The sequence below is a fragment of the Psychrobacter frigidicola genome, assembly GCF_007997305.1.
Taxonomy (GTDB): domain Bacteria; phylum Pseudomonadota; class Gammaproteobacteria; order Pseudomonadales; family Moraxellaceae; genus Psychrobacter; species Psychrobacter frigidicola.
On sequence record NZ_VORZ01000002.1, the window covers coordinates 542,788 to 564,411 of the forward strand.

General features: G+C 42.7%; 15 protein-coding genes. 8 read left to right on the forward strand and 7 right to left on the reverse strand.

Translation table 11 applies throughout. The features are described 5' to 3' along the window. The first annotated feature begins 115 nt into the window (after positions 1–115). From rnc to ES754_RS08900, 4 genes are all read left to right on the forward strand, one after another. Positions 116–913 carry a ribonuclease III gene (rnc, locus tag ES754_RS08885; RefSeq protein WP_147223815.1) on the forward strand — a complete coding sequence of 266 codons (798 nt, stop codon included), beginning with the start codon at positions 116–118 and terminating at the stop codon, positions 911–913. A gap of 116 nt (positions 914–1,029) precedes the next feature. Continuing rightward, a complete protein-coding gene (era, locus tag ES754_RS08890) occupies positions 1,030–2,184 on the forward strand; it encodes a GTPase Era (RefSeq protein ID WP_147223816.1) in 1,155 nt (384 codons plus the stop codon). 39 nt (positions 2,185–2,223) lie between these two features. Further along, a complete protein-coding gene (gene recO / locus ES754_RS08895) occupies positions 2,224–2,961 on the forward strand; it encodes a DNA repair protein RecO (protein ID WP_147223817.1) in 738 nt (245 codons plus the stop codon). A 154-nt stretch (positions 2,962–3,115) separates the two neighbouring features. After that, the gene (locus ES754_RS08900; protein ID WP_147223818.1) at positions 3,116–3,871 is read left to right on the forward strand and encodes a pyridoxine 5'-phosphate synthase; all 756 of its coding nucleotides are present in this window, start codon (positions 3,116–3,118) and stop codon (positions 3,869–3,871) included. 4 nt (positions 3,872–3,875) lie between these two features. Here the strand turns inward: ES754_RS08900 and ES754_RS08905 are convergent, their stop codons facing one another. After that, positions 3,876–4,424: a GspH/FimT family pseudopilin gene (locus tag ES754_RS08905; RefSeq protein ID WP_147223819.1), complete on the reverse strand. Its 549-nt coding sequence runs from the start codon at positions 4,422–4,424 to the stop codon at positions 3,876–3,878. Positions 4,425–5,095: 671 nt separating this feature from the next. Here ES754_RS08905 and ES754_RS08910 point away from each other — a divergent pair. From ES754_RS08910 to mscL, 3 genes are all read left to right on the forward strand, one after another. Further along, positions 5,096–6,346, forward strand: a complete 1,251-nt coding sequence (locus tag ES754_RS08910) for an OmpA family protein (protein ID WP_147223820.1) — start codon at positions 5,096–5,098, stop codon at positions 6,344–6,346. Positions 6,347–6,699: 353 nt separating this feature from the next. Next, complete coding sequence (gene typA / locus ES754_RS08915; protein ID WP_147223821.1) at positions 6,700–8,547, forward strand: translational GTPase TypA; 1,848 nt, start codon at positions 6,700–6,702, stop codon at positions 8,545–8,547. 239 nt (positions 8,548–8,786) lie between these two features. Further along, the gene (gene mscL, locus ES754_RS08920; protein WP_147223822.1) at positions 8,787–9,224 is read left to right on the forward strand and encodes a large conductance mechanosensitive channel protein MscL; all 438 of its coding nucleotides are present in this window, start codon (positions 8,787–8,789) and stop codon (positions 9,222–9,224) included. A 98-nt stretch (positions 9,225–9,322) separates the two neighbouring features. On the opposite strand, the gene ES754_RS08925 is transcribed toward mscL, so the two are convergent. The 6 genes from ES754_RS08925 to cysM all read right to left on the reverse strand — a co-directional run bounded on the left by ES754_RS08925 (position 9,323) and on the right by cysM (position 17,332). Continuing rightward, positions 9,323–9,766 carry a hypothetical protein gene (locus ES754_RS08925; protein ID WP_147223823.1) on the reverse strand — a complete coding sequence of 148 codons (444 nt, stop codon included), beginning with the start codon at positions 9,764–9,766 and terminating at the stop codon, positions 9,323–9,325. Between the two features lie 187 nt (positions 9,767–9,953). Further along, a complete protein-coding gene (gene mutM, locus ES754_RS08930) occupies positions 9,954–10,838 on the reverse strand; it encodes a bifunctional DNA-formamidopyrimidine glycosylase/DNA-(apurinic or apyrimidinic site) lyase (protein WP_147223824.1) in 885 nt (294 codons plus the stop codon). 101 nt (positions 10,839–10,939) lie between these two features. After that, complete coding sequence (locus ES754_RS08935) at positions 10,940–13,507, reverse strand: RelA/SpoT family protein (RefSeq protein WP_147223825.1); 2,568 nt, start codon at positions 13,505–13,507, stop codon at positions 10,940–10,942. A 333-nt stretch (positions 13,508–13,840) separates the two neighbouring features. After that, on the reverse strand, positions 13,841–15,421 hold the full coding sequence (rlmD, locus tag ES754_RS08940) for a 23S rRNA (uracil(1939)-C(5))-methyltransferase RlmD (protein ID WP_147223826.1): 1,581 nt from the start codon (positions 15,419–15,421) through the stop codon (positions 13,841–13,843). Between the two features lie 63 nt (positions 15,422–15,484). Next, positions 15,485–16,306, reverse strand: coding sequence for a 3'-5' exonuclease (locus ES754_RS08945; RefSeq protein WP_147223827.1), 822 nt, complete (start codon positions 16,304–16,306; stop codon positions 15,485–15,487). Positions 16,307–16,327: 21 nt separating this feature from the next. Beyond that, complete coding sequence (cysM, locus tag ES754_RS08950; RefSeq protein ID WP_147223828.1) at positions 16,328–17,332, reverse strand: cysteine synthase CysM; 1,005 nt, start codon at positions 17,330–17,332, stop codon at positions 16,328–16,330. 396 nt (positions 17,333–17,728) lie between these two features. On the opposite strand from cysM, the gene ES754_RS08960 reads away from it, so the two are divergent. Then, positions 17,729–21,532, forward strand: a complete 3,804-nt coding sequence (locus ES754_RS08960; protein ID WP_227677907.1) for a hybrid sensor histidine kinase/response regulator — start codon at positions 17,729–17,731, stop codon at positions 21,530–21,532. The last annotated feature ends 92 nt before the right edge of the window (positions 21,533–21,624 follow it).

A 21,624-nucleotide genomic window follows, 5' to 3' on the forward strand; every position in this document is an offset into this window, starting at 1 on the left:
GCGAATACGATTTTTTTATAAATATTTTCCATTGAAAATTTATATACTTGAGTCCCATTATCTTTTTATTTCACTTATTAGTTAGTCACATTCACAGGATAGCCAAAAGCTGCGCATGAAATCAAATTTACAAAGAACCCAGGCGATACCTGAAGTCAAGAAACACAGCACACCTAGCGATACTGTATTGATATCCGCTGACTTTATTCAACGATTGGCTATATTGACGCGTAAGTTGGGCTATGAGTTTAATGATTTGAGTTTGCCGAAACTGGCGCTAACCCATCGCTCCTTTGATAGTAAAAAAAATTATGAGCGCTTAGAGTTTTTAGGCGATGCTTTGCTTGGCATGATTGTCGGTGAGGCGTTATACAACCGTTATCCTACTCAAGATGAAGGGCGTTTAACGCGTATGCGTGCAACACTTGTGCGTCAAGAGTCTTTGGTGATAATCGCCCAAAATTTAGAGCTGTCGAATCATCTGATTTTAGGCATTGGTGAGCGTAAAGGTGGTGGACGCAATCGCGCTTCTATACTGGCGGATGCGGTTGAATCCTTGCTGGGTGCTATCTATTTAGATTGTAAAGATATGGATGTGACTCGCGACTGTGTGTTGGCATGGTATGGTGATTCAATTGACAATATAAGTGAGCAAAAAGCTCTTAAAGATTCCAAAAGTCGTCTGCAAGAATGGCTACAATCTAAGCAATTTGATTTGCCGCATTACGAGCTGGTGGAGACGCGTGGAAATGCGCCTCATCAGATTTTCGTAGTGCGCTGTGAGGTTAATATTATGAATTGCCCTAATATTACTGAATCGGGTGAAAGCCGCCGTATTGCTGAGCAAAAAGCAGCTGAGCTGATGATTAATCAGTTGCACAAGTTGCCAAATGCCCTTAAAAAACGCTCATAGCTTTTTAAAAAAATCATAGTTATCATGCTAAAACAGACAGTTTTTTCAATAAATAAATATCTAGATGTTCTCTTTAAAAGACAGCTAGAATTTTTAAAAATCCATAGGATTACCTTATGAGCAATCGTACTGACTTGCCATCTAACCAAGACGTTACCACTAACAATATGACTGAAAATACAAACGAAAATCTTATTAAGAGCCCTGTTAGACACATCGATGATACTCTAAAAGCTGTGCAAAATAATAACAGTGCTGAGCTCAATGATACCAGTAGCACCGACAAAAGTACTGCTGAAAATGACAGTGCTATTGAAGACTTTTTTGCACCGAGTGCTGGCGTTAGTATGGCGGATGGGTTTAAAACCGGTCATGTCGCGATTGTTGGGCGTCCAAATGTCGGCAAGTCTACCTTAATGAACCATTTGCTGGGTCAGAAGTTGTCAATTACTTCGCGCAAGCCACAAACCACGCGCCATCGTATTCATGGTATTTTATCTAACGATGAGATGCAGGCAGTGTTTGTTGATACGCCCGGTATTCATCGTAATGAAGTTCGTGCTATTAATGAGCGCATGAATAAAGCCGCAGTGTCTGCACTAGTCGATGTTGATTTAGTTCTATTTGTAGTCGATTCAGATCAGTGGCGCGATGATGATTTACTGGTGCTGCAAAAGCTAGGGGATACTAATCTGACTGTAGTTCTAGTCATTAATAAAGCGGATACCCTAAAAGATAAAGGTACGCTATTGCCACTAATCGAAACTTTTAGTGATAGCTTTGATTTTGCTGATATCGTACCGGTTTCAGCGTTAAAAAATCAAAATCTTGATCGATTGCAGGAAGTAATCGCCTCACATTTGCCTATTGCTGCACCTATTTATGATACCGAACAAATCACCGATCGCTCCGAGCGCTTTCTAGCCAGTGAAATTATCCGCGAAAAAATCATGCGTAGTGCCGGCGATGAAGTGCCTTACGATTTGACGGTGCAGATTGACGGCTTCAAAGATGAGGCTGCACACACGGACCCTAAAACGGGTCGTCCCCGTAAAGCTTGTACTTTTATTGATGCAACAATCTATGTTGAGCGTAGCGGACAAAAAGCGATTGTTATTGGTGATAAAGGTCAGCGTATTAAGCAAGTTGGCGTGGATGCGCGTAAAGATATGGAGCTGCTGTTCGACAAAAAAATTATGCTTACACTGTGGGTAAAGGTCAAGCGTGGTTGGTCTGATGATGAACGTGCCTTGACTAGTTTGGGCTATTAAAAAGTGCGTGCTGCTGTATAAGTGCTGAGGACATAAGTCATGCGTAATGAAGCGTTAACTGGTTACTTATTACATCAGCGCTCTTATCAAGAAAAACGTGCGCTGTACTATCTATTTTCTGAGCAGCACGGTGTCATTCATGGCATCGGTAAAAAAGGCGCACCCCTATTTGAGCCATTGCAGCTGTTTGCAACTGGCAAACGCGACTTAAAAACCTTTAGCCAAATCAATATAGCACCATTAGATCGTGATTCTTTGAGCTCGGAGCCGTTACGCTACGAGCAGATTATTGGTCAGCAGCAATATGCTGCGCTCTATCTTAATGAGATATTGTGGAAACTACTGCCTACCGAAGATCCAATGCCAGTACTTTGGCAGCATTATCAAGACAGCTTGCTTCAGCTTAAACAGACCTTAACTGCGCTAGAGTTACGACTATGTTTACGTCAGTTTGAGCAGCATCTATTTGAGCAGTTAGGCTTTGCCATCTCTTTAGTTCAAGATAGTAGTCTAAACGATATTGATGCTGACAGTACGTATCGATTTTTACCTGATGTCGGCCTAGTGCCAATTATACCAGCTGATGGTATAGTTAATGCTCAGGCTCAAGCGGTAATTAGTGGCAGTGAGATAGTAGCAATGGCGGAGCTGGGTATCACTGAAGCAACGCTCAACGCTTGGTCACGTTTATATCGACACTTAATCGATCATTTGCTCGACTATCAACCGCTACAAAGTCGCCTACTCTGGCAACAGCAACAGCGTTATCAATCATAAAATTTTTATTTGGCTGCCGCTATTTAATACATATTATCTAGCTCATTTTGAGCTTGCTTGAGTTCAAGAGTTTCTATAGTTTAAATCTAAAAGCTTCAAATTGTATGTCGATAACTGGCATACTAAACAAGCATCATTATTAAAAGGATTTTTTATGACTACCGCATCTTCTTCCAAAAAACCTTTATTAGGTGTCAACGTCGACCACGTAGCAACCCTACGTCAAGCGCGCGGCGTTGATTATCCCAGTCCTTTAGCAGCAGCATTGTTATGTGAGCAAGCTGGGGCAGATGGTATAACTATTCACCTACGTGAAGACCGTCGTCACATTCAAGATTCTGATGTGTATGAGATAGCTGAACAGCTAACCACTCGTTTAAATTTAGAGATGGGTGCGACGACTGAGATGTTAGCGATTGCGTGCAAAGTGAAGCCATTCTGGGTGTGTTTGGTTCCTGAAAAGCGTGCTGAGCTAACGACTGAAGGTGGACTTGATGTTGCTGGGCAGGAGAAATGGCTGACTGAGTACATCAGTGATTTGCATGACGCAGGCATTAAAGTGTCTTTATTTATTGATCCTGATGAAACCCAAATCAAAGCTGCGGTTACCTGCCGAGCTGATGCGATTGAATTGCATACGGGCGCTTATGCAGAAATGGGTTTAGCAGGTAATACTGATGGACAAACTGCCGAGCTGCAGCGTATCAAACATGCTGTCATAACTGCGCAACAAGCGGATGCCAATCTTTTGATTAATGCGGGTCATGGTTTAACCCGTGATAATGTCAATGACATTGCTCAAATTGCTGGTATCTACGAGCTTAATATTGGTCATGCACTAATTGCAGATGCGGTATTTGTTGGTCTTGAGCAAGCAGTCACCATGATGAAAGCAGCCATGTATCAATAAGATATCAAGATGGGCAGTCAGTAGGATGCTCACTGTTGGGTTTGTATTTAACAATACCCGACTGATTGAACGATATCTGGTACATAGCTTTACTGTATATAGAGTTTGGACAATATTTAATATGTCCAAAAAATCCACGCGGCCTGCCACTATCGCCAGCGAATCTAACATAATGACGCTGGCCTGCACGCAGATGCAGAGTACCGTATTTAGGATTTAACTGTTGCTCTTCTAATAGCTCATCGATGCTCGCATCGAAGTGCTGATTGTCATTCTTATCCATAAATAATAATAAAGTCTTATTACTGTCCTTGTTACAACGTCCATTGGCATCAGATAAGCAGACCAATACATTCTGGCGCTGAATGAAACTTTCAGCTTTGGCTAGTGCTAATGTATTGGTCATACTGTACCTGATACGTTTGGCTTCCATATTTGCTAATAGCGTGAAAATATACGGCATAGCGATAGCTATAATTATGGACATAACCGTTATTGTTACGATTAACTCTATTAACGTAAAGCCGCGGTTATTAGATAACTTTACTTTCATAGTGATAAGAATGGAGACCTTTTTAAAAATGTATGTTTTTATTGTGATTTTTTAATTATGGTCGGACTGGTCAATGCATGTGTGGCTTACATGAGAGTTATAGGTAGTCTGAGGACCAAGATTATATGTTTACTAACAAGAGTTACTTATAACTGATGGCATCTAACTTATGATTGTAGTTATCGTTCTTTTATTATCTATCTAAAACAGTATTGGACAACAATTGTTCTGTATATAATATAACAATTAAGAAACAATATTTACTTTTTTATAGTAAATTAATTACTAATGCATTGTCATAAAATGTTACAATTACTCAATGATTAGTTTTACTAATAGAGGAAATCTCCTATTTGTATTAAACTAAGAATAGTTAAAACCGATAATTGGTTGTATAATCTAATATCAAACGCCTTTAAAAGGCAACAAACGTAATATATGTTAGTTTTCGGTAACCCATACTGATTATTGTGTTTTAGTTATCACATTATCGTGTAATAATGTGTAGCCGATTGACGAAAGAAGTTGTAAACTGAATTGATAGTCGCTAAGCTACTTCCTAATAGGTTTTGCTGTATTAATAATACGTCAGAAAAAGATGTATATTTTTAGGTTATCTAGGAAGCGGTCTTGCTTAACGCATCACTCATATTATCCTTTGGAGGAAGTCCATGAAATTGAATAAAATTGCTCTAGCTTTATTTGCTATCACTGCTGCACCACTAGCAGCAAACGCTGGCGTTACTATTAGCCCATTATTATTGGGTTATCATTACAGCGAAGGTGCTGAAAACAAGCAGCAAGATATCATGACCGACTATAATGGTAGCGGTGTTGGTTACTCTAAAGATGATGGTTTGTACACTGGTGCTGCACTTGGTATCGAACTTACCCCATCAACTCAGTTCCAAGTAGAGTATGGCGTATCAAACACTGATGGCATGCGTCAAGATGGAAATGATTCTTTTGACGCAGAACAACAAATGCTCTCTGGTAACTTCTTAATCGGCACTGAAGAGTTTACTGGTTATACAGATAGTAAGCTTAAGCCATACGTTCTAGTCGGTGCTGGTCAATCTAAAATTAAAGTAGAAAGCCAAGATACCTATAACACTGTGATTGGTACTGGTACTGATGCAAAAACTGTTACAACTAGGGCTGGTAGTGAAGTAACAAGCTCTAAAGATACTATTGGTAACTTAGGTCTAGGTGCTATGTATCGTATCAACGATGCACTAAGCCTACGTGGTGAAGCACGTGCAATTCATAACTTCGATAACAACTGGTGGGAAGGCATGGCCTTAGCCGGTTTAGAAGTTGTACTAGGTGGTCATCTATCACCAACAGTTGCAGTTCCGCCAATCAGAGAGCCTCTAGCACCAGTAGTTGGCGCTCCAATTGTTGTTGTTGACCAAGTTGATGTTGATTCTGACGGCGACGGCGTACCTGATAGCATCGATCAGTGCCCAGGCACTCCAATGAACGTGGTTGTTGACGAGCGCGGTTGCCCATTAGAAGTAGATATTACTGATGAGCTAAAAATGGAGCTACGTGTTTTCTTTGATAACGACAAATCAGCTATCAAAAACCAATACAAACCTGAAATTGCTAAAGTAGCAGAGAAGATGCGTGAGTATCCTAACTCTATCGCTCGCGTTGAAGGTCATGCTTCTAAAACTGGTCCATCAGCACGTTATAACCAACGTCTGTCTGAAGCCCGTGCCGTTGCTGTAAAATCTATGTTGACTAATGAATTCGGTATTGCACCAAACCGTCTGTCAACAGTTGGTTACGGTTATGACAACCCAATTGCTGACAACAACACTGAAGAAGGTCGTGCTATGAACCGTCGTGTTTATGCCATCATCACTGGTGACAAAACCATGACTGTTGAACAAACTAAAGATATGATTGTTGAGTAAGTAACAACTGATTATCAAATAGTAGTTCTGAAAAGTTACAAAAAAAGCTGCCTTTGGGTGGCTTTTTTTATTTATGTGGCTAGATAGATAAGTTATTGCATAAATTTAGGTTGCAATAATGCTATACTAGCCGCCCATACACTTTGTAAATTGACAAGGTGTAAACTAGCATAGCTAACGGTACGATGGATGTATCGGTATAGATTGTTGTTTCTACTGCGTTGACTTATTCCATTGCACCCATCGTGCAGACGTTTGAGAGCAAAGTAGAGTATCTGACTGATTGATAATGAAAGCTTATCCAGCGGCGCCTACTGCTACTACATTTTATTAAGACAAAACGAGCATTCCATATGGCGAACGACATTAAACACTTGCGTAATATTGCAATTATTGCCCACGTTGACCACGGCAAAACGACTTTGGTTGATAAGCTGTTACATCAATCTGGCACTTTTGGTGACCGTGCAAACATTGCAGAACGCGCAATGGATTCGGGTGATATTGAGCAAGAACGTGGTATTACTATTTTGGCTAAAAACACAGCCATTCGTTGGACGGATGAAACTACCGACACAGAATATCGTATTAACATTGTAGACACCCCAGGTCACGCCGATTTTGGCGGTGAAGTTGAGCGTGTCATGTCAATGGTTGACTGCGTACTCTTAGTTGTAGACGGTGTTGATGGCCCAATGCCACAAACACGCTTTGTGACCCAAAAAGCATTTGAGCAAGGCTTAAAACCAATTGTTGTTATCAATAAAATTGACCGTCCTGGTTCACGCCCTGATTGGGTAATGGATCAAATCTTTGATCTTTTTGATAACCTTGGTGCTACCGATGAGCAGCTAGATTTTCCAGTTGTTTATGCCTCAGCATTAAACGGTATCGCAGGTTTAGAAGCTGATAATTTAGCTGATGACATGACCCCATTGTTTAAGACTATTGTTGATGTTGTACAGCCGCCACAAGTTGATGCAGATGCGCCATTCCGCATGCAAATATCAAGTATTGATTACAACAGTTTTGTAGGTGTTATTGGTATTGGCCGTATTCAGCGCGGTAGAGTTAAAACTAATACGCAAGTAACTGTGATTGATAAAGACGGTGAAACACGTAACGGCCGCATCTTAAAAATCATGGGTTATCATGGTCTTGATCGTATTGAAGTAGACGATGCTCAAGCAGGTGATATTATCTGTATTACTGGTATTGATGCGCTCAACATCTCAGACACGATATGTGATCCCAATCATGTAGAAGCTTTGCCAGCGTTGACCGTTGATGAGCCAACAGTATCAATGAACTTTCAAGTAAATAACTCACCATTTGCTGGGCGTGAAGGTAAGTTTGTGACCTCACGTAATATTCGTGAACGTTTAGAGCGTGAACTGATTCATAACGTGGCATTGCGTGTAGAAGACACCGAATCTCCTGATAAATTTAAAGTATCAGGTCGTGGTGAGCTACATCTATCTGTGCTAATCGAAAACATGCGCCGCGAAGGCTATGAGCTTGGCGTATCAGGTCCAGAAGTTATCGTTAAAGAAGTGGATGGCAAGCTACAAGAACCGTATGAGAATGTAGTTTTCGACATCGAAGAGCAGCATCAAGGTCCAATCATGGAGCAGGTCGGTTTACGTAAAGGTGAAATGACCAACATGATTCTTGATGGTAAAGGTCGTATGCGTATTGAAGCGACAGTACCCGCTCGTGGTCTTATTGGCTTCCGCTCTGAGTTTCTAACATTGACTTCAGGAACGGGTATCTTAACGTCAAGCTTCTCGCATTATGGACCACAGAAGATTGGTGATGTTGGTGGTCGTGCGAATGGCGTATTGGTCTCTATGGCCAAAGGGGTTTGCTTAGGTTTCGCACTATTCAATCTACAAAAGCGCGGCAAAATGTTTGCTGAGCCGCAGCTTGAAGTATATGAGGGCATGATTGTTGGTCTGAACTCACGTAACGATGATATGGCTGTTAACCCAACAACTGCTAAGCAGTTAACCAACGTCCGTGCTAGTGGTACTGATGAAGCGTTAACGCTAACGCCAGCCATCAAGTTTACCCTTGAGCAAGCGCTTGAATTTATTCAAGATGATGAGCTGGTTGAAGTGACACCAAAAGCTATTCGTCTACGTAAGCGTTACTTGACTGAAAGTGAGCGTAAGCGCCATGGTCGTAAGAAAGGCGCTTAATCTTAGTTAATACGTTGATTTGATAGGACATACTAAAATTACATTAAAGGACTGACTCAAATTTAGCAAACCGGTATTGCTTCTGGGTCAATATATAAGGGTAGTAGCACGAAGTGAGCGAAATATAGCGCACTTTATGCTACTATTTTTTTATGTCTGTTATAAGTCAATAGTGAGTCATAAATCGATAGGTTTTTTAATAAACCTCACTACAAAACTAAGTGTTAAGGAGGTGCTTAATGAGCATTCTGTCCGAGTTTAAAGAATTTGCTGTAAAGGGTAACGTGATGGATTTGGCAGTCGGTGTCATTATCGGTGGCGCTTTCGGTACGATCACTACATCGTTAGTTGAAGATATTATAATGCCGATCGTAACATTGATAGCAGGCGGTGAACTAAATTTTAAAAATATGTTTATTGTGTTAGGGGATATTCCTGAAGGTGTGGCGAGAAACTATGATGCGTTAAAAGCCGCCGGTATACCAGTTTTAGCCTATGGCAGCTTTTTTACTGTCCTTATTAACTTCATCATTCTAGCGTTTATTATTTTTATGATGGTGAAGTTTGTTAATCGCTTACGCCGACAGCAACCAGTTGTACCCGATGCAATAGCGGAAGAGATTGTGTTACTTCGTGAAATTAGTGCAAAACTTAGTAATAATAATAGTGTTAAATAATCAGATATGATTTAACGAACTAATATAAAATAAAAAAAGGCTAACTTAATACGTTAGCCTTTTTTTATTTCTCTCTTTAATATGAGTTAAATGATAGTCTATCGTGGATTAACAATAACACGGTCATTGGTGTTAATTAAAATCTCTGATGGGCGATCGACGACGATGCGTACTACGTTATCATTAACCACCTGCGACTTATAGTAATTGTCCTCAGCAACCGTGCAACCTAAGCACCGTGCCATAGCATCCCAAGGCTCAACGAAGAGCTTTTGCTGCGCTTGCTCCGCATTGCCACCAATGAGTGAAAAGGGTAGGCTAACAACATAGGCGATCGTACCTGCAACCGCGTTAACCAATTGCAATGGCTTACCAACGACCGTATCTACTACCATGGTGTTATAAGAAGGGCCAAAGTCTGTTTCGTTAATTTCTATTGCTGCTGAGGCTGGTTGCATCAATGCCACAACAAAGCTTATGCTTACAACAGTAGTGGAAATCTTATGCGTAAAGGTACGCTTTGGGTTGGCATTAACAGTCATAACAGTATCCTAAGAACGTCCTAAAAATCATAAAGATTAAAGATAATTACGCTTCAATCGTACGATAACAAAGTAACAACAATAGCGACTATTAAAGCAAGTTGCGCGTTGATAAGCAACACCATTACTAGCGTAATTTGCATGGTTTTTTTTAAATTATTAAAGCAATAGGTATAGAAAAATTACTTTATAAGTTTGATATTAATGGCTGGCAATAAGCACAGTAGACACTGGCTCGACCGTTGAGCTTAATGTTATCAAGTGGGGCGTCACAATTGGGGCAGTTTTCACCTTGTTTGCCATACACATTTAAAGTTTGCTGGAAGTAGCCGGTCTGACCACTGGCAACCGTAAAATCGCGTAAGGTTGAGCCGCCAAGCGCAATTGCTTTTTGTAGAATAACTTTAATATGCTCAACCAATAGTACAATTTGCTCATATGATAGCTGATGCGCTGGAGTAGCGGGATGAATACCAGCTAGAAATAAGCTTTCGGTTGCGTATATATTGCCCACTCCAACGACCACTTGCTGTTCCATGATTACCGATTTGATAGCGCGCACGATAGGACGCTTATTCGGTGAATGAGTACGCTGGATAAAATGATATAAATAATCAGCAGTGAAGTCTAAAGATAATGGCTCAGGGCCTAAATGGTCTAGCAGTTTGCTACCGTAATCTTCATGCCATAACACTGCCCCAAAACGTCTGGGATCATGATAGTGCAGCTGCGTAGTCATGCCATCAGCACTATCAGCATCACGAAATAGTATAATTAAGTGATCGTGTTTACGCTTGTCTGTACCAAAAGGGTGTTGCTGCAAACTACCTGACATGCCCAAATGCATGATGAGTTGACGCGCAGGTTGTCCGCTTACTATTGGCATAAAGGTTATGATCAAATATTTTGCACGACGTTCCACTGAATCAAGGGTATAGCCTTCTAAGATTTCCAAGTTATCAGGCATCGGCCAACGTAATTTTGGCTGAAATACTTGCACAGTATTAACCTGCTGGCCTAATAATGGCGCTAGACTGGTTTTTGTGGTTTCGACTTCGGGTAACTCAGGCATAGTGGTTTTTTATGATGACCTTATCAATATGAAAGATGATTTTAACTGATTATTAAGTAGCCACTGATTAAGTACCAATGTGACTTAAGCAAAACCATGACCTAAGCAACAGCACGGCGCGCATGTAAAATGCCTGGCTGTTGCTCAAGCTTAGCTAATAATTTAGATAATTGCGCAAGCCCTGAGACTTCGATGTGAAACCTTAAAGTAGCAATATTATCGTCAGTACTTAAGGTTTCAACTTGGCGAATATTTACATTTTCTTTATCAATAATTTGGGTTAAGTCGCGTAGCAGTCCCCGCCGATCATAGGCTTCGATATTAATATCAACAGGTTGCGAACGACCGGACTTTGACTTCCAAGAAGCACTAATTTCGCGCTCAGGGTCACGCTCAACCAAGCGGACATATTCAGCGCAGCCACGATTATGGATACTGACACCGCGTGACAAGGTAATGTAACCGGAGATTGGCTCGCCATGAACAGGGTGGCAGCATCCTGCTAGACTAATTTCGATATTATCTAGACCGTCGATACAGATTTTATAAGCATCGATTTTGCCAGTAGATTTTGGATCAACGCTTGGTGTGTATTCTTCTTCTTCTTTTTCGGGCTCTAACTGTAGCTGTCGGGAAATATGTGCGGTTAATTGGTTGATACCAATTTCGCCAGTGACCAACCCAACCCGAATATCGTCGGTATTTTTGACATTGAAAAGAGGAAGGTAATCATTTAAATCAATGCTATTAGGATGCAAAGATAAACGCTCAAGCTCTTTACTGAGCATGTGCCGGCCAATTTCTATATTCTTATCACGGTCTTGTTTATTAAACCATTGGCGCAGTTTTGAGCGCGCACGGTTGGTATGGATATATCCTAATGAGGCGACGAGCCAATCACGGTTAGGTTCGCGTGAGGACTTAGTGATGATCTCAACTTGCTCACCGGTTTTGAGTTGATACGTCAACGGTACATAGCGTTGATTGACGCGTGCGGCTTGCGCGCGATTGCCTACTTGCGTGTGCACGTAGTAAGCAAAATCAAGCACAGTCGCGCCTTTTGGCAGCTCAGTAATATCACCGTCACGACTAAAGATATAGATACGTTCAAGCTCGTCAAAACCGGCGGTTTGCTCATAATCATCGATTAAATCACCATCATCAACTTCCTCACCATCGGCACGCGCGGTTCGGGCTTGATTGCGGTTCTCGTTATTGATGGATAACAGCTGCCGCAATGAGCTGATGCGCTGATTTAGATAAGTGTCTTTTTTATTCTTAAGCCCCTCTTTATAATTCACATGAGCACACATGCCAAGCTCTGCTTCAAAGTGCATGCTATTGGTGCGAATTTGAACTTCTAAAGACTTGTTTTCGGCAATGACCGCAGTATGCAAGGAGCGATAGCCATTGGATTTGGGATTGGTAATATAGTCATCAAATTGTTCAGGAATATAGCGCCATAACCCGTGTACTAAGCCTAACACGTGATAGCAATCTGAGGGGTTTTCAACCAATACGCGCAGGGCACGAATATCATACAGTTGGTCAAACGATAAGCTTTTGAGCTTCATTTTACGATAAATGGAGTAGATGTGTTTGACACGACCGGATACTTCACCGGCAATACCTGCTTCTGCCAAGGCATCATTAAGCTGATTCTCTACCCGTTGAATATAGGATTCGCGCTCACTACGTTTTTCAGCGAGTAACTTAGCAATCTCTTTATAACGTTCAGGGGCGAGATAGCGAAAGGCAAGGTCTTCAAGCTCCCACTTTAGCTGTGCGATACCCAATCGGTGGGCAAGGGGGGCATAAATGGTCATGACTTCGCGGGCTACGCGATACTGGCGATCACTGTCAGAAAACGATAGCTCGCGCATGGCGAAAGTACGTTCGGACAGTTTAATAAGCACCACGCGCACGTCATTAGTAACTGAGATGAGCATGCTATAGATATTCGAGAGCTGCTCGCGCTGATTATTCACAAAGTGATCTTCTAAGCGCTTATTGCTCTCGATAATATCTGACAGCTTGCCCATCGCTAGAGTGTCTTTGACAAGGGTACTGATGTCTTTACCAAAGTTTTTTTCGATTTCTGCAATACCGATTAAAGATTTACGGGCACTGCGATATAGCATCGCTGCGACTAAGGCATCCTCGTCTTGATACAGGTAAGTCAAAATATCGGTCATACCGATACCAGTGACATAAGCACCAGAACGTTCAGACTCATTCGTATTCATTCGGCTGCGAATAAACTCGCACGCCATGGCTAGATTGGGTACCGACTCTTGGCCAATGCGCTTAGCGACATTATCCAGCCAAACTGGTACATCAATATTGGTATGGTCCAAATCAAGCGTTTCGATATCTAAAGAAATCATTTGCGCCTCTTCTAACATGGCATTGTCTAAATAATTGTTACTTAAATAAGCCGCTCTAAGATTTGGGTCATGGCTATGATATACATGATGGGCTGAGCGATCAAAAGTAGTGTGCAGCTTATGGGTATTCAGCTGTTGTCTGATGTCTAGTGGAATCTGGGCATAACTATTAGCAGACTGCCGAGAGCGCTGGGTTGCTACCAGCTTCGCAGCTGATGTCGCACTATCGGTTTGTGTGGTTTGCCCATCTATTAGCGGCAGACCTTCACGTATCTTTACCATAGCCGAATCCTCATATCTGCTTTGGAACGGGTTGACGTTTCGTTATTGTCTAATCTGCTGTTTATCGTTACGCCTGTAGTGTAAATCAACCGTTACTAATCAACTCATTATGTCACTTTCGCACGACGACTCAAGCGAGGGTCTGTAATAATCGCGCTTATAAGAGTAACACAGTCATTAAATATTAATAAACTTTAATCGACATAAAGTAAGGAGGTAGTGACTTTATAAGTTGCTAACAACCAGCAGTTTTATAAAGTCACTGCTTTTAGAAAGTGATTAAAATGCAATTATGAGCGCCACCATGAATGTATAGCAATGATGGTTCTATGATTAATATACTGGGATTTTCTCAAAACGTGCAATAGACTCTACATGCCCAGTATGACAGAACATGTCCATCACGCCTGCATGCGTGAGGCGGTAGCCTTGCTCTAACAAGGCTTTAGTATCTCGCGCAAGAGTTGCAGGATTGCATGAAACATAAACGATACGCTCAGCATTGAATTTAGGCAGGTATTGCATAATTTCCCACGCGCCAGAACGCGGTGGATCAATGAGAAGCGCATCAAAACCTTGGTTTGCCCACGGTTTATCCGTACAGTCTTGGGTTAAGTCTTGAGTATAAAACTCGGTATTATGAATACCATTGCGACGAGCGTTGTCGGTTGCGCGGGCGGTCATAGCGTCACTACCTTCAACACCAACGACCGAACCGGTTTCACCAACCAAACGGGCAAGCGGTAAAGTGAAGTTGCCTAGGCCACTGAATAAATCAAGCACACGTTCGCCCGCTTTTAAATCTAATAAGTCGCACGCTAGTTTGGTCATTTGTCGATTAACAGACAGATTAACTTGGGTAAAATCAGTTGGAATAAACTCGTACGTTAAGTCGTATTCTGGTAGCTGATAATACAAGCGGCCGAACTGCTCACTCATATCATCATCGGCAGTTAGGACGATACGCTCGATACTATCAGCGCCTTTTGATTGTAAATATAGCTGCCAATTGCGGGCAGCAAAAAAGACTTTGAGCTTATCAATATCAGCATCTGATAATGGTTCTAGATTACGCACGATAAGGGCGACTGGTTGATTGCCATCAGGCAACTCCGGTAGATATTCACCCATAGCCAATTCAAGCTGAGCGATTTTGTTGCGACTCTCAAGTGAGCTAATAAGGGCTTTTAAGTTTTCAATCTCAAAGCCAATACGTGGATCTAAAATATGACACTCATTTAACTCGGCCAAAAAGTTACTTGAACGCTCGCGAAAGCCGACCAAGGCGGTCTCTTTTTTGGCCACATAACGCACTCCAAGACGGGCTTTAGTACGATAGCCTAAACGGTCACCAACTACTGGCGCCAGCCACGTCTCTGGCTGTACGTCCGCTTGGTGTTGTAACATCTCGGCAAGTACCGACTGCTTAAAATTAATCTGGCTATCCGGCTGCCAATGCTGCAAGTTACAGCCGCCACAAACCCCAAAGTGTGGGCAGGGCGCTACCGCACGTTCAGGATTTGGATTGGCTGTAACGCTGATTGCATCGCCTTCTTCAAAGCTTGCGCGGCTATTGGTAAGCTTAACTAGGACACTTTCACCCGGTAATGCAAAGCTGACGAATATTTTTTTGCCATGTTTTTCTTCAGCATGACCGGCATCGATGCCCCAGCCATTGCCGTAGACTGCAACGCCGCGCCCATCATGGGATACCCCATCAATGGTAAATGGTAGAGGCTCGGCATCTTTTAAACGGCGGCGCACCCTTGGTGAGGGTTTGTTCTTTTTCTTGTTGGGCGGGGTAGTAATGGTCTTTCTATCTTGCGCATGAGCATTAGGCGTAACAGTGGGTTGTTCATGGTTTTTTGTCATAGTATCAGGGGCTACAGAAGTTTTTGAGTCGGTGGGTTGCATAAACCTGCCTTAACAATAAGTGATAAATAATAAAAAGAGCTGAATAATAAATACAGTATTGATTTATAAAGCTGCTGCTGCCCAATCGGCGATAAACTCTTGATGACGAACACCGTCATCTGAAGATTCAAACGCTGCCAAATAGTCACGGGTTTGCTGCTGCCAAGCGTTAAAGCCTTCCGAGGATAATTTGCCGGTCAAGCGTAACCAGCGTAAGTAAATGAGCCACGTATTGAGCACATCGCTTTCACAATAAACCGTTAGCGTTTGCCATTTATCAGCAGCAACCAAGTCGCCGACCATACTGCCATCAATATTAGTTTTACCCGGCAGTCCGTAGAGGCTGGCCACCACATTCATCGATTGGCGCTGGCTGGCACCAAATTGACTAAAACGATCCATTAAATCCAAATGGCGATCTTGATAACGATTGACATAGTTATTAAAGCGCATAGATTGAATATTATCGCCATCTTCAAACAGTAGCGGCACGCTTAAATCATAAAGCATGGCGCGATAAATCAGCACCGGAATATCAAAGCCGGAGCCATTCCAGCTGACCAGTTGCGGCAAGTCTGGAAAATCGTTAAAGGCTTTAAAAAATTTGCGCAAAATCTCTTGTTCGGATAAATGCTCGGCGCTTAGTGAGAACAGGGTAGTCTTGTCACCTTGCACATAAAATGCTGAAATACAGACAATACGTTGTAACGGTATGCGCATAAAGTCGCGCCCGGTTTCTTGAATACGTATTGCTTGTAGCGCAGTCAGGGCGTCAGCCTCATTCAAATCTACCAGCTCTGGATAAATACGGCGGGCCGCATCAATGTCAGCAACGGTCTCTATATCAAAAACCAGTACAGGATTGTAAGGTAGCGCCTGAATCATAGAATTATCCTGATTTATCATTTATAAGGCTTGTTTGCTGTCGTTATTAGCAAGGTTTTCTATACTGTCATCGGTGCTAGTATCAATGGTGTCGTCAATATTATAAAGTCCTGTTGATAAATAGCGGTCGCCGCGGTCGCAGACAATAAAGGCGATAACCGCATTAGGATTGGCTTTGGCGACCTGTACGGCTGCCCAAGCGGCCGCACCTGATGAGACTCCCGCAAAAATACCTTCAGTCTTAGCCAATTTACGCATATAAACCTCAGCAATATGCTGGTCAATATCCATGACTTCATCGACTAAGTCGGCCTCATAAATACCCGGCATATAAGCGGCCGGCCAGCGGCGGATACCCGCAATAGAGGCTTCTTCATCAGGTTGCAAGCCGATAATTTGTATCGCTGGGTTTTGCTCTTTTAAATATTGTGACACCCCGGTGATAGTGCCGGTCGTGCCCATAGAGCTGATAAAGTGGGTGATTTTACCATCCGTTTGCTGCCATAATTCAGGGCCAGTAGTCAGATAATGCGCTTGCTTATTATCAGGATTATTAAACTGATCTAACACTATGCCTAAACCGTCCGTTTGCATCTGTAACGCGATATCGCGCGCCGCTTCCATACCCTCATCGACTTCAATTAAGGTGGCACCATAAGCGATCATCGCGTCTTTACGTTCTTGGGTAGAATTAGTGGGCATCAATAAAGTGATAGGATAGCCGCGCATTGCAGCAACCATCGCCAGCGCAATGCCAGTATTGCCACTGGTCGCCTCAATCAAGGTATCACCGGGCTTAATCTCGCCGCGCTGCTCAGCTTGATAAATCATATTAAAAGCCGGACGGTCTTTAACCGACCCTGCTGGGTTATTACCTTCAAGTTTGGCCAGCAATTGCGCCCCATTGGTAATCTGTTCTTGCTCAGGTAAACGCTGTAATCTGACTAAGGGCGTTTGACCGACGCAACCAGCAAGGTCTGTAATTTGGGTAATAAAGTTCGCATTCGATATGGTCGTAGACGACATAAGACATCCTTGTTTATCTTTTAAATGAGGGTTTAAGGGCTATTTTAGTTATTAAGGGCTCTATTATTGAATACTGGTTTTTTAATGGTGAGTGCGCCTTGTGAATAGCAGCAAACCTCATGACAAATATAAAGTGGCGCTATTATATCATTTTGTTTTTACCTGCGCTGATGGCATCAACTGTTATTGGTAAATGAACCCTATTTTAAAAAGGCTTGCTCAGCACATTGACAGCCTTTACCATTATGAATGCTGCTAAAATACTCTTAATAATTAGACTACTAGGCGCTTAATACACCTATCGGTAGCTAGATAGATAATCATAGCAGTACAAGGTTACTATGACTTATTAATATAAATAATATGACATAACCGATAATGGAGTTCACATTTAGCATGGCATACAAAAAACGCTTTGATACCAGTAGCGCCTATGGTCAGCTGATCATATTGGTGTTTTTGCCGATTTGTGTTTTGGCAGCCGTCGGTGGCATTTTAGTATTTTATGAGACCATGCGCGCCAGTGAGTCAGAACAAAAAGCCTTGGCAGAGGCAGTATTGATTCGTTATAAACCGATGGTTACTGAACTGATTCCTGCGCTGCTCGAGCAAGAACGTCAACAGCTAAAGGACAATGAAAAAACCGCAAAGCAAATTGTTAAGGGCATAGCATCGGTTAGCCAATCCGCGCTTGAAACCAGTATGAAAAACTCGCAGTTGCCAATATCGCAGGTGCACTCCGACCAGTATATTGGTGCTAGCGGCGGTAGCTTGAGAGGTGCTGTGCTGTCAGAGGAGGCGCTGGGCGGTGTGCAGACTGGGTCGTCATCTAATACCGCAATCGTTGATGAAAGCCAAAGTCGTACCAATTCTAATATTGCCCCGCAAGGTGCTATCGCAACGCTGGTGGCCATTCGCGATAAGCTCAGCCGTATGCAATCTGAGCAGCACGTGCAGCGTATCGCCATTATTAATGAGAACAATCAGGTGCTGGCAACGGTGGGCTACGGTGTTACTGAGACTTGGCCAGTCATAGATATCGCGCAAAACTTTCTATCGCAGCAAACCACGCCTATCGGTACTGCTTATGGCAGTGTATTAGGGGCTTTTGAAGGGCAACAATTGTGGCTGCTTGTCGATATGGACAATGAGCCGTTATATATTGCCCGTTATCGTATCGCTATGGCGCTAGTCATTACCGGTCTCCTTACTATTTTAATCTTATTATTGAGTCTAAATATCTATGCCAAGCGCTGGATTGCGCCTATTTATGAACTACGTTTGCAATTACAGCGTACTCATGTCAATAACTTGTATAAGCCTATTCCGGTAGAGTCTGATGGCGAGCTCAACTTATTACAACAAGATTTGGTTAAGACTCTGCGGCGCTTGCACTCAAGCTTTCAGGAGCTAACAGACCATGCGGAACAAACCGAAGATGACCTGCGTTTGGCGTTTGATGAAATGGAAATGCAAAACATCTCGATTCGTAATGCCCGTGATGCGGCTATTTCTACCAGCCAAGCGAAGTCGGCATTTTTAGCCAATATTAGCCATGAGTTGCGCACGCCGCTGAACAGTATTGACGGCTTTATTAATCTGCTGGCGCGTCATGGTGAGCTGAACTCTGAGCAAGATTTATACGTGCAAACCATTCGTAAATCCTCCGCGCATCTGTTGGCATTGGTAAATGATGTCCTTGACTTTTCTAAGATTGAAGCCGGCAAACTGCAACTCGACCGCCATGATTTTGATTTGTATGACACTATTTACGATGTGGTCGATATGCTGTCGCCGGTGTCGGCAGAAAAAGGTCTGCGCGTCGCGGTTTTATTTTATAACGATGTGCCGATGCGTATCAACGGTGATGCCTTGCGTCTAAAGCAAGTGCTGACCAATATTGTTGGTAATGCTATCAAATTTACTGATAGTGGGGATGTGGTGGTGCGGGTTAGCTTGGATGATTATCAAGATAATTATTTGATGATTAGCGTGCAAGACAGCGGCAAAGGTATTTCTGTTGCCGACCAAAAAATGCTGTTCCAAAGCTTTAGCCAAGGCGATCCCTCCGTTACCCGTCAATATGGGGGTACTGGATTGGGTTTAGTAATCTCTAAGCAACTAACGCGCTTAATGGGCGGTGATATTGGTTTTTATGATAATGTGCAAGAAAATATTGCCAATCAAGGGGCGACTTTTTGGTTTCGGATGCCAGCCCATGTCGATGTATTGGAAACGGCAACTGGTCAGACTATTGCGCTGCCGGTACTTGCGCCACTGGCGAGCGCGACCGATGAGTACCATGTATTGGTTTGGATTAACCATGCCGCGTCCCGTCAAGTGCTGAAAGCCAGTCTGCAAAATTTGCCTATTCATTTAACCCAAGCCAACTCCTTACCGGGTGTGCTTGAATCGTTAAAAGAGCGCGGCAATTATTGGGATTGGGTGATTGTCGATAATGATACCAAAGATGACATGATGGCTTTGCTCAAACAGATACGTTTGCATTATCAAGGCAAGCTTGCCGTTTTTGGCTATCAAGTGGCCGCTGACCAAGCCTTACTTAACCGTTATCATGCCAATATATTATATGAGCCTTTAGATAAGCGCCAACTGTATGCCATGCTTGATACCCAAAAGAAAAATTTAACAGTAAAGAACCAAACTCCGCGCTGGAATGGGGTTACAGTCTTGGCGGTTGATGACCACTTGCCCAATCTATTAGTATTAGATGCATTACTGAGTGAGTTAGGTATTAACGTCATTACCGCTAATAGCGGTTTTGATGCGATTGAGATGATCAGTAAACAACAAACCAAACATATTAAGACTTCTAAAACTACTCCGAAAAGCTTATCGCACAAAACACAAATCTCTAAAGCAGAGGCTCGTGCGCAAGTGAGTAAAGTCGCTAATCATTCTGCTGCCAATATTAATAACAGTGTGGATGGTAAAGCTCGGCCTGAAGATAAAGACCGCATCGACTTGATTTTTATGGATATTCAAATGCCTCGTATGTCTGGTCGTGCAGCAGCTGCGCAAATTCGAAATATTGAAAATCCCGATAATCGCATTCCTATTATTGCCTTAACCGCGCACGGATTGTCGGATGAACGCGATAAGCTCATCGCAAGCGGTATTGACGACTATGTCGGCAAACCAATTAGCCAACCGCAACTATTACAAGTGCTACAAAAATGGCTAGGGCGCACGGCAACCTCGCAGACCAACACGGTAATAACGACTCATTCTACAGCGCAAACAATATCGCCCACTGAACAAACTTTGCAAAACGCGTCGGCTCAAGAAGACTCAACTAAACCGCTAGCCAACAACAGCCTGATAAATAATTCGCTCGTCTCTCCAAAGCTATTAACACAAAGTACGGCAGTTAATAGTCATGACGATACACAGACTGATACAGGTAAAAGCGTCGCAATCAGTCCCAAAAAAATCGGCATGCCTAAAGATAAAAATATAGCACGTCCACTCTCGCTCAAAAAAATACGTGATAACTATCTGCGTGATATTAAGCCGCGTGATGACTATCTACGTGAGCCGCAACGGCCCACTAAGCCACGCTATCGAGGCGTACAAGACCACGGCTTTCAGAAACAAGGCTTTCAAAATTCAGCTTATCAAAAACCAGCGTTTCAAAATCAAAGTAATCCGCAAGGCGCAGAAACTGAGTTAGCAATCGACTCAATAACGGATTCAGCACCTTACCAAAACCATCAATTGCCAGAAAACCAAGCCGCAGATAGTAGCCCAACGGTTAGCAGTATCGATGATTTAGATATTCTAAGTTGGCAAGATGCCTTGACACGCTCAGCGAATAAACCAGATTTGGCCGCCACACTTATTACGATGATGCTCGATAGCATTACCACTGAAAAAGAAGCCTTGACCCAAGCATGGCAAGCACGTGACCGCAATGAGCTGTCTCAAATTGCCCATCGTATATTAGGCGCCAGTCGTTATACTGGCGTACCTCAGCTACGCCAAGCCAGCCAAAACCTAGAAGACAAATGCTTATTAAACACCCAACACACCACTCCAGCACAGTTTGCGATGCTCAAACCTTATTTTGATACTTTAATGCTGGCATTGAGCAATTTACAAATGCTCGATTTGGCCCCTTATCCGCAGCTTAATTACCATCGCCTCAGTGAGAACGATATGAATTGGAAAATGATCTGATGGTGAATATTAACGCTAAATATTAGGTCTTGAGGGTCAGTTATTGATACGACAGCTTCTGTATAAGCCTGCTAAGATTGATGAATGAGCAA